Raw genomic sequence first — 14,401 nt, 5'->3', positions numbered from 1 at the left:
CAGGCAGGCAAGGTTGTAACACGCATTTAACGTGCGTGTGCCACTTCTCGTCGCCTCAGGGAATCTCGCCGGGCCGATCGACCGCGGATCCAGCGCACCAGGTTGAGGATCTCGAACACCAGGTAGCAAGCACTCACGATGCCGGCAATGACGATGATCACGATCTTGATGCCGTCGCGGGCCTCGATGGGCAGGCCGACCGCGAGCGCCCAGGCGACGATCGCGAGAACAGGGATACCGACGGCCGCGACGACCGTCCAGGCGCGCGCGCTCAGCCGGGGTGCATGCACACCTCGCCGCTTCAGCCAGACGAGCACGAGGCCCCACGGCACGAATGCGGCGTAGGCCACGACGTTGGTGGTGAAGAGGATGTTCATCATCACGAGCACGCCCACGTGGAACACCGACGCCAGCGCGATCATGATGCGGAACGAACGCCAGCTGATCACCGAGAGGATGATGCCACCCTCGAGCGCGACCGTCACCCAGTCGAGCGGCTCCCAGAAGATCGGGCTCGTGATGTGCCCGAAGAGCGGTGCGAAGGCCTGGTTGCGGTCGTCGATGAGCGTCTCGTACCAGTAGTGACCCTCGGTGGCCTGGGTGCCGGGCTTCAGCCAGCCGCCAAGGAACTTCGGAATGGCCGCGGTGGCGAAACCCACGCCGATCAGCAGCGCGAACAGCCGGAGGGGCCACTGGGAGACCGGAGCGTCGGGGTCGGCGCGCGTCTTGAGCGAGTCGATGGAGTAGCTCCGACCCCAGCCGGCCCAGACGACGAGCAGTGCCGCGAGCGGGAGGAAGATCGTGTGGTCGATCTTGCCGAAGCTGTAGGTGAGGCCGAAGGTCAGCACCATCAGCACACCCGCGACAACCGACGCCGTGCGGGTGAAGACGCCGAACACGACGGCCGCGAGCGCCAGGGCGAGCGCGATCTCGAGCGAGATCAGCACGCCGAGGGGCGGGATGCCCGACAGCCGCTGCAGCGGGCCGGGCGGCGGGGCGAAGAACGAGGAGGGGTAGCCGGCGAGGAACTGCGCGTTCGGCAGCAGCGCCAGCGCGGCGAGGCCGAAGATGATGCGGTACACGCCGAGGTCTGCGGAGCGGAAGGGGCCCCGCACGACCCAGTTGTCGAAGTACTTCACCGCGCACCCTCCTGAAGGTCGACCGTCACGGTCTTCGTTGTGGTCGCCGTGCGACTGCTCGGATCGGTGATATCGATCTTCAGGGTCTGGAACTCGACGACCATCGTGGTGGGGGTTCGGCCCGGGAACTTCTGTTCGAGGTCGTTCTTCAACCACGCGACCGTCTCCGGCGAGTTTGCGCGGATCTGGCTCTGGAACGCCGAGTTGAACACGCTGAGATCCAACAGCTTCGAGTCGGGCAGAACGGCTTCGAACGGAACGTCGACCACGCTCGCGTCGGCGAACGTGACGTGCACGAGCGGCACCTTAGCCGTCAGGATGTCGTTCACCACGGGCGTACCGGCGAAACTCGGCTGGTAGATGCCGGGGTACGGCTGGTCGACGAGTTTCTGGATGACCATCTCGGCCGGGAGCAGCAGGATCGCCAGCGCGAAGGCCACCCGCAGCGCATTCCGCCTGCCCTTCGACATGGTCGGGCGAACGAGAGACCGGCGCCGGTCCACTCTGCCATCGAGCACAAGATCCCCCTCGGTGTTCACGTAGTCCCGACGAGTCTACCGAAACGCCGATACCATCACCCGGCGATCATCCCCCCATTACGGGGGGTACACTCCGTGCCTCGAGCGCGACCGTCGGGGCTCAACCCGATGCGAGAGCCGTGCGGATCTCCCGCAGCAGCACGTCGGACAGGCCCGAGGTGAAGGTGACCGTCAAGTGGTGGTCGTCACGATAGACGAGCGTGTCGCCGATGATCGGGGGGCAGAGCGTGTTGTTGCAGAGGTAGGGGTTCATGTCGAGGAAGCTCGCGCCGGCACCCTCGGTGACCGCGCGCTCCGCGTCGAACGTCGGGGTGTCGATCGCCGCTGCGGGGGAACGCCCGCAGTAGTCGGCATCGGTCAGATGAGCCGAGAGGCAGATCGCAGGAGTGATGCCCATCGTCGCGGTCTCGCCCACCACGATGATCTTCGACTGCTTCGGCAACGCCTCGATGGTCGCCCGGAGCCCTTCGCCCCAGTAGGTACTGAAGTCCTCCGTGCCGTTCGCCACATCGATGTCCCTCGCGTAGTTGGCAAGAATGATGACGGCGGGCGGCGAGGCGTTCAGGCGATCGATCACGCCGGTGCGCCAGGCCGTGCACTCCGGGTAGGGCTCGTTGTTCAGAAGGCTCGTGACGATGATCGAGCTGCACGAACTCTTGGTGTTCGAGTCCAGCATGATCTCGCCGTCGTCGGCCAGCTTCCGAAGCGGCGGGAACCACTGCGCGGCGTGCGAGTCGCCGAACAGAACGACGCTCGGCGCAGAGGTCTGCCCGAACGGGCATCCGGCACTGTCGGTGGAATCGAAATCGAGGTGGCAGCCGTCGTCGTAGATCTCGGGATTGTCGTCGCTGGCTTTGGAGAGCGCCGGTGTCAGGTTCGACGGTACGAAGCCGGTGCCGGCCGGATCGATGGTGGGTGTGTAGGCGGCCGCCGCCTGATCGGAGCTGAGCGGCACGCGCTGCACGACCTGGATGGATGCGGCGCAGAGCCCGACGACGACCAGGCTCGTGGCACCGGTCAGCAGCAGGGTGCGCCTGGCCCGCGCGCCCGCCAGGAATCGGTGCTGCCGGAACGGGTTCTCGACGAAACGGTAGAGCGCCCACGCGACGGGCACGCAGACCACCGCCAGCAGCACGGTCGCCCAGAGTGGCAGCGGGGAGCGCTGGCCCACCGCGGCCTGACTGAGCAACAGGATCGGCCAGTGCACGAGATAGAGGGAGTACGAGATGGTTCCGATGAAGACCAGCGGCCGGATGCTGAGCGCTCGTGCCGGGCCCCAGGGTGCATCGGCGACCCCGCCGGCGATGACCAGCGCGGTCGCGACCACCGGGAACGCGGCGTAGAAGCTGGGGAACGGTGTGCCGGAGGTGAAGGTGAGACAGATGGCGACCAGGCCGGCGAGCCCGACCCAGGCGACGATCCCCATGCCGCGCCAGCGGAACACCCGCGCATCGCTTGCGACGAGGTAGGCGACGAGGCCACCCACGCCGAGCTCCCAGGCCCGGGTGGGCAGGGAAAAGAACGCCCAGGGCTGGTCGATCGTCGTCAGCAGCAGACAGAGCCCGAACGAGATCACGACGGTGGCGATCAGCACGGCGAGGATGCCGCGCCTCGACTTTCGGAACACGAAGAAGGCGAGTGCGAGGAGCGCGGGCCAGAAGAGGTAGAACTGCTCCTCGACCCCGAGCGACCAGTAGTGCTGGAAGAGGGAGGGGGTCGTCTCGCTCAGGTAGCTCGTGCCGATGGCCGCGAAATAGTAGTTCGGCACATAGAGGGCTGTCGCAATGGCCCCCTGGAGCATCGACTTCAGCTGCAGGGGCGGCAGCCAGATCAGCGAACCGATCACGGTGAGAATCAGCACGACGAACGACGCGGGAAGGATTCGTCTCGCCCGGCGGGCGTAGAAGTCGGCGAACCCGATGCGACCGTTGCTCTGCAGCGAGCGCAGCAGGTGTGAGGTGATGAGAAAGCCAGAGATCACAAAGAAGATGTCTACTCCGACGTAGCCGCCCGTGACGAACGGAACGCTGGCGTGGTAGAGCACCACGGAGCCGACGGCGAGGGCCCGGAGCCCCTGAATGTCGAGCCGGAAGTCGCGGCGGGTCCGCTCGCTCGTCACGCCCGCCCCCCTCACCGGTTCTGCGTCGGCCGCAGGTCCGCCTCGATCTCGGCCCACATGTCCTTCATCTCGGCCTTCACCCTCTGGGCCGCGGCCGAGATGCGCCCGGTCAGCTCGGTGTTGCCGATGATGGTCTCGATCACCGCGATCGACTCGTCGGCTGCAGCGAGGGGGTCGCACTGCAACTCCCGGGCGTCGAAGTCGTCGGCCACGTATCGGTACTTGTGACTCCATCCGTGGATGACCGCGGGCACGCCCTGCGAGAGGGCGCTCACGATGGCATGGTACCGGCCCGACACGATGAGCGGCGCCGTACCGATCAGCCCTTTGAGCTCGAGACCGGAGAGGCCTCCCACGAGCTCGAGGTTGATCGACGACTGGCTCTTCACGCGCTGCTTGACCTTCTCGAGAATCTCGACGTCTTTGCGACCCTCATGAGCGAGACCGTAGGGCTGGAGGCCCTTGCCGTGAAGGTGCTCGACGATTGCTGTGAGGTTCGACAGGTAGCGTTCCTGGCTGTCGCCGTCGTCGGCCCGCGAGTAGATGTTGTAGTTCGGGATGATCGGCACCCGCCCGCGATAGGCCTCGTACCCCGTGGGAAAGCGGCCCTCGAGCCCCGCCGTGAAGTCGGGGTGGCGGTGCACCTTCGGCGTCTGGCCGGTGAGGATGTCGCGCACATACGTCTCTGACTCCGCGTCGCGCGGGAAGACGATGCGGGAGGCCTTCATCGCGGTGAGCGACGGCCCTGCCGTCTTCTCGAAGGGGCCGAAGGCCTGCGGCAGCATGTAGACCGGCACTCCGCGGGCGGCCCAGTCCCTGAGCTTGCCGGCGGTGTAGTCGAGGTTCGAGTTCACCCACTGGTCGCCGTAGCGGAAGCCCGAGCCGTCGAAGACGGCGAGCAGCTCGGTCGGGAGCACGTAGGGGAACTTCTTCCAGAGGCGGCGGAGCGGCCGGAAACGCCGCGCACGCGTGATGACGCCGTAGGTGCGCTGCGGAACCAGTGCGGAGACGCCGGCGATCCGCTTCTTCTCCTCGGTTCCGTTGTGGAACTCGACGACGGGAATGGCGTCGAACTGCTCGCGGATCACCTTCGCCGCGGCCAGGAGCATCAGATATGCACCCTGGTTGTTGAACTCCACTCCGACGAGGAGAATGTACTTTTTGGCCAACGTGTGGTCCCCCGGATCGATCGGATGCTGCCAGTGCCAGTCCAACTAGCTTAGAAGCAGTTTTCGGCGGCCCCCGCCAACCCACCCCCCGTTCGGGTGCCACCCGGCGACCGGGGGCTGAAGACCCCGCTGGTAGACTTGCGGCGAAAAAGAGGAGACGAGTGGCCAAGATCACCGGCGATTCCCGCCGCGCTTTGGGCAATGGGTTCTGGAACGCGGGTCAGCAGACACTGTCGCTCGGTCTGAACGCCGTTGTCGGAATCCTGCTCGTCGTCGCCGTTCCCGTCGACGAGTACGGCATCTACAGTTACGCCGTCGCCCTCTCCTCGATCGGTGTCGCCGTCATGTCGGCGGGCCTCTCCGGTCTCGCCGTGCGGGAGCTCGTGCACGACCGCGAGCACAACGCGGCGATCGTCGCAGCCCTCACCGTGATCCGCGAGTTCTTCGCGCTCGTCGGTTTTCTCATCATCGGCGGCATCAGCTTCACCAGTGGCAACAACCTGACCATCGCCGCCACCCTGTTGGCGTCGACCGCCCTCTTCGGCCGCGCCCTGAACGCCCCCGAACTCTGGTTCCTCTCCCACCTCCGCAGCAGCAAGCCGGCCATCGCCCGCATCTCTGTCACGGCCGTTCTCTTCGTGGTGCGGCTGGGTCTTCTCGCCTTCTTCCCCAACATCTGGGTCATGCTGGTGGTCTACTCGGCCGAGGGGCTCATCTCGAGCCTGATCATCATCGTCATGTACTTCAGAGACAAGTCGAACCCCGGCTTCACCAAACCGTCGTTCTCGACCATGACGAAGCTGCTGCGGCGGTCGTGGCCCCTGATGCTGTCGAGCCTCGCCGACCAGGCGAACCTCAAGGCGAGCACCATCATCATCCAGGCCATGCTCGGCTTGAAGTCCGTCGGTATCTACGCCGCAGCATCGCGGCTCAGCGAGATCTCGTTCTTCCTCCCCGTCGTGTTCATGAACTCGACGTTCCCGGTGCTGCTAAAGGTGCGCAAGGAGAAGGGCGCCGACAGCCCCGAGTACAAGTCGATGCTGCAGCGCTCGTACGACCAGGCCTTCTGGGTCGGCGTTCTCGTCGCCGTCGGCGTCATCATCTTCGGCACGATCATCATCACCTTCGTCTTCGGGCCCGACTATGACCAGGCCATCCCGATTCTGTACGTGCAGGCCGCCGCCTGCCCCTTCGTCTTCATGGGCGCCGTCTACTCGAAGTGGATCATCGCCGAGGGCTACCTGTGGAGCTCCCTGGTGCGCCACGCGTTTGGGGCGACCATCAACATCCTGTTGAACATCGCCCTCATCCCCATCATGGGTGTCGAGGGTGCCGCCGTCGCCACCCTCACCTCCTACGTAGCCTCGTCATACTTCGCGAGCTTCCTTGGCCGGCGCTCGCGTGAGGCCGGGGTGCAGATGACACTGGCCGTCGCCTGGCCGGTGCGGCTCTTCCGCAACCGATTCCTCCGCCCCTCGACCCCGAGCTGATTGGCAGACCATGAGCAACCTCTACAACCGCGGCGTCTCGAAGGCGCAGCGCGTGTTCGGCCGCTGGGCCCTCAAGGGTGGCCCCGTGCGTCGGCGCGTCTACTACCGCTTCGTGAGCGAGGCCTTCGGCCGGGAGGAGGCCGCCGTCGACGCGGGCATCACCGCCTACAAGGCGACCCTCGGCACGGGCCGAGAACTCTTCACCCTGCGCCGCAACACCCACATGCTGGAGAAGGGCCTCACGATGAGGCCGCGCCGCGACGAGTTCGCGCTGAACTACATCGGTGCCACCGTCGGAGCGTTCGCCAAGGTTCACCAGCCCGGGTCGACCACCCCCATCGGGGTCGATGAGTCGGTCTGGATGCGGGCGGTGCTGACCGAGTACTTCGAGGCCACCGCCGGCTCCTCCAACCCCAAGATCGAGCGCCTGAGGGCGACGTTCCGGGGCCTGCCCGCCGCCGAGCCGGTACAGGTCTCGATCGCCACCGGCCCGCATCATCCGGCGCCGCCTCTGCCGACCATCTCGATCGACGACCTGCAGACACTCGCGACCAACCGTCGCTCCGTGCGCTGGTTCAATGAGCAGCCGGTCGAGCGGGCGATCGTCGACCGGGCGATCGCCGTCGCCGCAGAATCCCCCACCGCCTGCAACCGCCAGCCCTACCGCTACGAGATCTTCGACGACCCCGAGAGTGTCGGCAAGGTGGCCTCCATCCCGATGGGCACCGCCGGCTACGCGCAGCAGCTGACCGGCATGGTCGTCATCATCGGCGACCTCTCGGCGTTCTTCGACGAGCGCGACCGCCACCTGATCTACATCGACAGCTGCCTGTCGGCGATGGGACTGATCTACGGGCTCGAGACGCAGGGCGTCGGGAGCTGCTGCATCAACTGGCCCGACATGCCCGACCGCGACAAGGCCATGGCCGAGCTGCTGGGCCTCAAGTCGTACGAGCGGGTCGTCATGCTGGTGGCCTACGGGTATACCGACCCCACCGGTCTGGTGCCCTACTCGGCCAAGCGCGACCTCGACGCCATCCGCACCTTCCGCTCGCTGCCGGCCTGAGGTCAGCCGTCAGAGACCGCGCCGTCGAGGCCCTCTTCTGCGTAGAGCTCCTCTTCGAGGATCAGCTCCTCGAGGGCCGGGTCTTCGGGGTCGGGCCCATCCGTGCCGGAACGTTCGGTTTTCATGGTGCGGTACCCTTTCCGTGCCGTTCTGCGGTGCGACCCACTTCTTCGAAAGGATAACCCATGACCTCGACGATCAGTTGCGTCATTCCGACCCACAACCGGGCCGACTACCTGCGGGAGGCCCTCGCCTCCGTCGGCCGCCAGACGCTCCTCCCCGCCGAGGTCATCGTGGTTAGCGACACCCCTGACGCGGCGGCCGAGCAGGCCGTCGCCGCCTTCGGTGAGGCGAGCGGAATCCCGATGGCCTTTCAGACCTACAGCGGAGCGGGCGGCGCCTCGGAATCTCGCAACCGCGGGGCCGCGAGCGCAACGGGCGACCTGCTCGCCTTCCTCGACGACGACGACACCTGGGCGCCCGGCTTCCTCGCCGCCTCAGAGGCGGCCCTCGCGGGGTCGGCGGCCACGGTCGCCGTGAGCTGGATCTCGATGTTCAAGGGCGAGCAGTCGAAGCTCGGCCCGGCGATCGCGCCGGGGCTCACGGCCCGGGATGTGGTTGCCGTCAATGCGGGAACGACCGGCAGCAACATGGTCGTCGAACGCTCAGCCTTCGAGCATTCGGGCGGGTTCGATCCAGAGCTCCGCATGAAGAACGACACCGACTTCTTCTACCGGTTCCTGAAGGCGGGCAACACCTACGCCGTCGTCGGCGAGCGGCTCGTCAACCAGCGCAAGCACGAGTCGGGGCAGCTGACCGGCCATTCGAAGGCCAGAGCCGACAACACCGTGCGGTATCTCGAGAAGCATCGCGCCGACCTGAGCTTCGCCGACCGGCGCAAGCTTGCGTTCGTGATCCACCGCATCCGGCGGCACTCGTCACCGAAGCCGACCCAGCGCCTGTACCATCTCGCGATGACGGCAGCAAACTACTCCGTACGGCAGTACCGAATAGATCGTGCGAACAAGAACGACAAAAACTTCTTTCTCATTCCGGCGAACGAAAGTGCTCAGTAAGCCCCGCTGGAGGAGACGACGGCCTTCGCGGTCTTCAGAAGGATCACGAAGTCATTGATCATCGACCAGTTTTCCACGTAGTAGAGGTCCAGACGTACCGAGTCCTCCCACGACAGATCGGAGCGGCCGCTCACCTGCCAGAGACCCGTGATGCCGGGCTTCATGAGAAAGCGCCGATGCACATGCGTCTCATATAGCTCGACCTCCTTTTGGAGGGGCGGACGCGGCCCAACGAGAGACATGTTGCCTATGAAGACATTGAATAACTGCGGCAACTCGTCGAGGCTGAACCGGCGCAGGATCTTGCCGATTGGTGTGATTCGTGGGTCATCCTTCATCTTAAATAGAATCGAGTTACCCTCGGCGCGGTCCCTCAGCTCCAGGGTCGCAAGGAGCGCTTCAGCATCGTTAACCATGGAGCGAAATTTGAGCATGTAAAAAGACGAGCCGTTTAGCCCGACCCGCTTCTGGCGGAAAAGCACCGCACCCGGGCTTGTGAAGCGCACTGCAAGAGCGAGAACAAGCAGCACAGGCGAAAGCACTGCGATGAGGGCACTCGAGGAAAGAATATCGAAAGCCCTCTTTTGATATCGCTTAAATCCTTCGTAACGTGGCATCTCAACGTGAATGAGCGGCAGTCCGGAAACGGGCCTGGTGTGGATGCGCGGACCACCGATATCTGTCAGGCTCGGCGCCACTACCAAATGCTGGCGCCCCGGCTCCAGCGACCAGCTGAGCTCGCGAATGCGGTCGGCCGGCAGATCGTCGGAACTTGTGATGATGACAGTGTCAGCCGATAGTCTCTGCATGGCTTTCAGAACCTCTTCCACCCCACCTACCACGGGTATGGAGCTGCCAGGGAGCAAAGAACCCCGCCGACTGTCGGGAACGCACGCGCCAATAACGTGATAACCCGCCTGAGGCTGGCGCTTGAGTTCGCGCGCAGTGTGCAGAACTGAAGCGACGGAGCCTACGAGAACAACTTGTGCAGAGTACTCGCCACGCGCTCGATGGACGCTGAGCCATTTCCGCCAAACCCAGCGACCGAGCACGAGAGCAACGGTCCCAGCCGGGAACGCTATGACGAAATAGCCCCGGCTGAACTCAATTTGGAAGAGAAAAGCGACGAGCGCAAAAAGACCGAAGAGCCGGAAGCTCGCGTCCACAACAACGCGGTACTCCGAACTCCCTGTTCCAATTATTCGGTCGCCGCGAGAACTGTATAGGCTGAGAATGGAGAACCAAGCGACGATTACTACTATTGATAAGATCGACTCTTGCACCCCGGCGGGCAGCCAGCCCGAGGTGACGGCCAACCGGCGGTCGAAACCGAACCAGACGACCTGTGTGGTTATAACCACCGCCGCGATCACGAGTAAGTCGGTCAGACGCAACCTGGATGCGTAGGCAGAACGCCAGTCCTCACGGCTTGTAGCCGTCCCTTCGGTGAGCGTCAACGAGCCCGTCACCACGGTAGCTCAATTCCCACAGCACATCCTCGCGCTTCCCCAGCTCCGACCATCAGCATAAGTCGCGTACTTTCTGAAAGAAACGAACAACCTGCGCCACGGCAGGTGTAAGTTGCTCGGCCATTTGGTCGTATACCCTTTGGTCACTACGGTACGGGTCTACGACGTCATCATCTCTCGGATCTAGCGGAGGATCCGACTGGCCGCGACGAGCTGCTACGAGAGCGACCGCAGCCGGGAACTTGGAACTGGCATAAGGAACCGCCTGCGCTAGTCTCGCGATCTCTTCGTCGGCAACTAGTAGAGACAATCGAGCAAATTCACGGAGCGTGAACGTCGAACTTACTTTGCGCGGGACGAGTTCGACAATTGACCGCCGATGCGCCCGTGTCATCGCCAACACGAGGTTGGCCTCGGCAACAACCATCTCGTCGAGATAGCGTGCCCGGTGTGAGGATAGGTCGACGCCGAGGCTGTTCCCCAGGGCAGCCGTCTGAGGAGTAACCACGTCGCCGTCGCGTGCTACGACACCAGCGCTCCCTACGAGGACACCTGGATGTGCAGAAAGGCCATGGATCAAAAGCCCTTGGGCGAGAGGCGAACGGCAGATGTTCCCCGAACAGACGGTGAGCATTGTGTAGTGGGCGATTGCGGGGTTCCTCTCAGAATGAAAAGGTGCGGCCATAAGTTTACGACGATTCTGGCACTGGCGAATCCGAGTACTCCTTGGGCATACCGCAGGGCGGAAGCCAGATTAGGTGTAGTTCCTCGTGAGCTCATGAACGCGTTCTGCTGGGGTTTGGCCGCCGATGCCGGGTGAGGGTTTGTGGTAATCGTAGCGGTGGAGCCAGTCCTGATAGGTAGCGGCTCGTGCTTGGCAACATTGTCGTGTAACGCGACACAGGCGCCCACATCACCCAAACATACGCACGAACACTCAGCCCATACCTGATGAGTGCGATCAAGACACAGACCGGGCTCTGATCCAGACCCGTCCCGGTCCGCTATAGCGGACCGCCTGATACGTCACTGTGGCTAAAGATCCCGGCCTACCAAACCTTCAATCCACGACGCCGGCACTGGCCGAAATCATGGGCGGGCGCAGCCAGCATCGCAGTGCGGTATCGGAGCATTGATTGACCACACGAACAACACCCACGGAGCCACGCAGAAATGACCGGGCTCAGAGGTTAGCGACGGGAAAACCCGAACGTCAGTCCAATATCTACATCGTCTCGGATGCGAGCGCCATCAAATTTGAGCGATTATCTTGAAACAGCACCCCGAACGCATTCTCTAATCGCAAGCCCTTTCCCGGTCAGACATACCGGTGAGGGGTTAGATACCAGCCGGAGAAAGATATTGGGAATAACAGCCAAGGTGGCCGCCAAGCGAACTACCCGCCCTGCGAGCGATTGTCAGCAATACTGTGACCATGAGTTCCGCAAGTTGGAAAGGTCTCGCGGCCAGGGCCGCGTTTTTTCTCGCGCTAGCCGGCATCTTCTTTGTCTTCAGACCGTTCCAGCAGCAGGCCGAGCCGAACGCGTTCTGGGCTGAATCAACAGTGCTGCTAGTGGGCGCAGTTTCTTTCGGCGTCCGAGCAATCCTGCGATACCGGACCGTCCATGAACTGGCGCGTATGAAGCGGAACAGATCACGCGACTGACGCCCACACTGGTGAGCCCTGGTTGGCTCGGCGTTCACGCGTCCTAGGCGTTTAAAGGAATCCGCGGAGGTCTGAGGGTCCACCAATAGCCGATATGGTCTTCTACCCACGGTGGGTTCTCGAGCTTCATCTCGTCCCGCAGAAGGTCCGTCTCAGAATCGATCTGATAGACCTACGACTGGCTCATCGTGAGGCACCGAAGGAACCCGAACAGCTCAACCGCAAACACTATCGATGCAATGAAGAGATCCCTGAACAGTCCCATGTCTACGTCCCCTCACGCTGATAGCTGAGCGTAGCGCGCACGTCACCTTCGCCTGGAGCACCCGGATCTGGAGCGGCAAAGGTGCGGCGGCTTCTCCGGGTAAACACCATCCCAATCCGCAGGGATTGCTCCATGAATCCCCGGCGAAACTTCGACGCCGTCGTCGTAGATCCGCCGATGACCGGGAATGACTCCCATCTTCAGCTCTGCGCTCTCCGCAGGCCCAACGTCAGCCCTAGTCGTGCTGCTGTCAAAATCGCGGGTCATCTCCCACATCCACACCAATCCGGGTTCCTCTCGCGAGCGTCCCGGCCGACGCGGTTTCACGGTAGACGTTTGAACTGACAATGGTCCGTCCTGTCCGAACAAATGAGGACTCGCCCTAGCTGGTGTCCTGCAGCAAGATGGGTGGGTACCCCACTTCCTCCGGCGTCTGCCGTTCATCCTCGTGATTGGTACTACCCTCATCGTCACCGGGTGCACCACGGAGATGAAGTTGACGCCTGCTCCGACGCAGACCATCGTCGTGACAGTCACGCCCACGCCCACTCCTACCCCAACGCCGACGCCGACGCCGACGCCGACGCCTGAGGTCATCCTTGAGCCGCCACCCGCACCGCCACCCCCGACCCCACCGAACGCTATGGGCGGGCAGACCGATGGCGGGAACACCCCGACCACCCCAGAAGTCGACGACACCGGCCCGCACTCCTACGCCGTCGGAAAGGTCAAGAAGGTCAACGATTACGAGTACCGCTACACGGTGGTGAAAGAAGACCAGGTGCTCTCGATCGCCTCGCGGTTCCAGCTGCAGGTAGCGGACGTCGTCCGAGTCAACTTCCCTTGCTCCGACCCATTGAATGTGCAGCCCGGCGACGTCCTCGACATCCGCTGGCCGATCGAGTCCGAACAGAGATGCTGACGCGGAGTCAAACAAAGACGGGCCCCCAGCGTGCTCGCGAAAAGTGGCAAATCGTCGAAGCTCGCTTTCGATTGATCTGCGATTGACGGCTATCGGGTCGGGGCCCATACTTTCAGCAGACGAGGGGAACTCATCGTGCGAAAGTCGTTGGCTCGAACATTGTCCATCTGCGGGGCGATTCTCGCCCTGGGGCTGACGTTCTCATCCGCGACCGCAGCCACCGCCGCGTCTACACCCAAGCCACCGCCAGTCCTTACTGAAGTCCACGCAGACGGCAACCCCAACGGTGTGGTGGTGTCATGGAAAGGGCCGGTTGCTGGACAGACAGCGGTGAAGTCCTATCAGGTGGTCGCAAACCCGGGCGGACAGGTCTGCGACTTGGAGTACTACTACGAGACTTACCAGTGCTTCTACTTCTACGCCACGTCAACCGCGTCGGGCATTTGGAGCCTAACCCGAGGGGTGGCATACACCTTCACCATCACCACAACAACAACAAACGGAGCGACAGCGCAGACAGGACCAGTCAATCTTGTTCTCCCAGCTCTGGCACCGATGGGATACATGGGATCGGCCCGCATCACCGGGACCCCGGAAGTGCGAAACGCTCTCACCGCAAACAACGTCGTGTGGAACACTACCCACATCGATCTAACCTTCACCTATCAGTGGTACCGCAACGGGTCAATCATCTCGGGAGCAACCGCTATTCGCTACAAATCCGTCGCGGCGGACGCAGGTCGAAAGATCAATGTCTCGATCACCGCACACCAACCCGGATACCTCGACACGCGAATCTTTTCCCCATCCGTTACCATCCCGAAAATCTGACCAAACCGCGCGACTAGCCCAACCTTGACTGCGGCGGGGTGCCATTTGGCAATGGAGGTTCCTCTCGCTATCGTCCCGGCTTTCGCATCCATGACGCGAAACGAGCGCGCCGAAAGTTAGCGCGACCACGCGTTCTCGTGGGCAGATTCTCACCGAGGCTCGGTCTCAGCTCAGAATCATCCTGCATAGTGAGTAACCTCGACAGAAAGACGGAATCATGCACGAATATGTTCACGATGCTGAGAAGCTGGCTCCGATCGCCGTCGGCTGTTGGTTGGCTATTTCGTTACCGGTCGCGTTGCTCTTGGGAAGGGTGGTGCGGGCTCGGGAGGTGCACGACTGAAGCCCACCCGATGGCTCAGCTGCCCTAGCCTTACAACACAGCCTCTTTGAACACGCCAGGGCCGCTTCGTCGTGTGCTCAGGAGAGAACTTTCACCCAATTCTCGGCGGGCTCGCCGGTATGTGCCGCATTTGAACCGTAGGGTTCGTGGGGTCTGCCCAGAGTTCGGTTGTCATCTGATCTGTGAGATTTCATTCTCGCTGGAAGGATGTCAGTCATGGCAAAGGCATATCCGAAAGAGTTCCGCGATGATGTCGTGGCGGTGGTCCGGAAGGGCCACGGCAACGCGTCTCAGATCGCGAAGGACT

The 14,401-nt window shown here is 63.1% G+C and carries 12 protein-coding genes and 1 pseudogene; 5 read left to right on the top strand and 8 right to left on the bottom strand.

The window, feature by feature from the left end; genetic code table 11:
• Window positions 1-26: 26 nt before the first annotated feature.
• The 4 genes from B7R21_RS03705 to B7R21_RS20585 all read right to left on the bottom strand — a co-directional run bounded on the left by B7R21_RS03705 (window position 27) and on the right by B7R21_RS20585 (window position 4,966).
• Complete coding sequence (locus tag B7R21_RS03705; RefSeq protein ID WP_172592041.1) at window positions 27-1,139, bottom strand: HTTM domain-containing protein; 1,113 nt, start codon at window positions 1,137-1,139, stop codon at window positions 27-29.
• Window positions 1,136-1,678 (bottom strand): hypothetical protein, encoded by a 543-nt coding sequence (locus tag B7R21_RS19960; protein ID WP_172592040.1) that lies wholly within the window; start codon window positions 1,676-1,678, stop codon window positions 1,136-1,138. The genes B7R21_RS03705 and B7R21_RS19960 overlap by 4 nt, the downstream gene beginning before the upstream one ends.
• Window positions 1,679-1,778: 100 nt before the next feature.
• On the bottom strand, window positions 1,779-3,797 hold the full coding sequence (locus B7R21_RS03700) for an acyltransferase family protein (RefSeq protein WP_253259619.1): 2,019 nt from the start codon (window positions 3,795-3,797) through the stop codon (window positions 1,779-1,781).
• Between the two features lie 11 nt (window positions 3,798-3,808).
• Complete coding sequence (locus B7R21_RS20585) at window positions 3,809-4,966, bottom strand: polysaccharide pyruvyl transferase family protein (RefSeq protein WP_147305794.1); 1,158 nt, start codon at window positions 4,964-4,966, stop codon at window positions 3,809-3,811.
• A gap of 161 nt (window positions 4,967-5,127) precedes the next feature.
• On the opposite strand from B7R21_RS20585, the gene B7R21_RS03690 reads away from it, so the two are divergent.
• Both B7R21_RS03690 and B7R21_RS03685 read left to right on the top strand, forming a co-directional pair.
• Entirely contained in the window at window positions 5,128-6,456 is a 1,329-nt protein-coding gene (locus B7R21_RS03690) for a flippase (RefSeq protein ID WP_116281906.1), read from the top strand.
• A 10-nt stretch (window positions 6,457-6,466) separates the two neighbouring features.
• Complete coding sequence (locus B7R21_RS03685; protein ID WP_116281905.1) at window positions 6,467-7,522, top strand: nitroreductase family protein; 1,056 nt, start codon at window positions 6,467-6,469, stop codon at window positions 7,520-7,522.
• Window positions 7,523-7,524: 2 nt separating this feature from the next.
• On the opposite strand, the gene B7R21_RS20855 is transcribed toward B7R21_RS03685, so the two are convergent.
• Window positions 7,525-7,647 carry a hypothetical protein gene (locus B7R21_RS20855; RefSeq protein ID WP_301182548.1) on the bottom strand — a complete coding sequence of 41 codons (123 nt, stop codon included), beginning with the start codon at window positions 7,645-7,647 and terminating at the stop codon, window positions 7,525-7,527.
• 60 nt (window positions 7,648-7,707) lie between these two features.
• On the opposite strand from B7R21_RS20855, the gene B7R21_RS03680 reads away from it, so the two are divergent.
• The gene (locus B7R21_RS03680; protein ID WP_116281904.1) at window positions 7,708-8,598 is read left to right on the top strand and encodes a glycosyltransferase family 2 protein; all 891 of its coding nucleotides are present in this window, start codon (window positions 7,708-7,710) and stop codon (window positions 8,596-8,598) included.
• Here the strand turns inward: B7R21_RS03680 and B7R21_RS03675 are convergent.
• From B7R21_RS03675 to B7R21_RS03665, 3 genes and pseudogenes are all read right to left on the bottom strand, one after another.
• On the bottom strand, window positions 8,592-10,055 hold the full coding sequence (locus B7R21_RS03675; RefSeq protein ID WP_253259618.1) for a sugar transferase: 1,464 nt from the start codon (window positions 10,053-10,055) through the stop codon (window positions 8,592-8,594). The genes B7R21_RS03680 and B7R21_RS03675 overlap by 7 nt on opposite strands.
• 64 nt (window positions 10,056-10,119) lie before the next feature.
• Complete coding sequence (locus B7R21_RS20925; protein WP_367379387.1) at window positions 10,120-10,701, bottom strand: low molecular weight phosphatase family protein; 582 nt, start codon at window positions 10,699-10,701, stop codon at window positions 10,120-10,122.
• 120 nt (window positions 10,702-10,821) lie between these two features.
• Window positions 10,822-10,938: pseudogene (locus B7R21_RS03665) on the bottom strand (IS481 family transposase); the annotation flags it as partial.
• Between the two features lie 1,550 nt (window positions 10,939-12,488).
• On the opposite strand from B7R21_RS03665, the gene B7R21_RS03660 reads away from it, so the two are divergent.
• Window positions 12,489-12,920 (top strand): LysM peptidoglycan-binding domain-containing protein, encoded by a 432-nt coding sequence (locus B7R21_RS03660; RefSeq protein ID WP_116281902.1) that lies wholly within the window; start codon window positions 12,489-12,491, stop codon window positions 12,918-12,920.
• 135 nt (window positions 12,921-13,055) lie between these two features.
• Complete coding sequence (locus tag B7R21_RS19665; RefSeq protein ID WP_147305793.1) at window positions 13,056-13,751, top strand: fibronectin type III domain-containing protein; 696 nt, start codon at window positions 13,056-13,058, stop codon at window positions 13,749-13,751.
• The last annotated feature ends 650 nt before the right edge of the window (window positions 13,752-14,401 follow it).

Source organism: Subtercola boreus (assembly GCF_003399625.1).
In the GTDB taxonomy this organism is placed as follows: domain Bacteria; phylum Actinomycetota; class Actinomycetes; order Actinomycetales; family Microbacteriaceae; genus Subtercola; species Subtercola boreus_C.
Note: the sequence above shows the minus strand (reverse complement) of the source record. Positions and strands in the feature narration are given on the sequence as shown.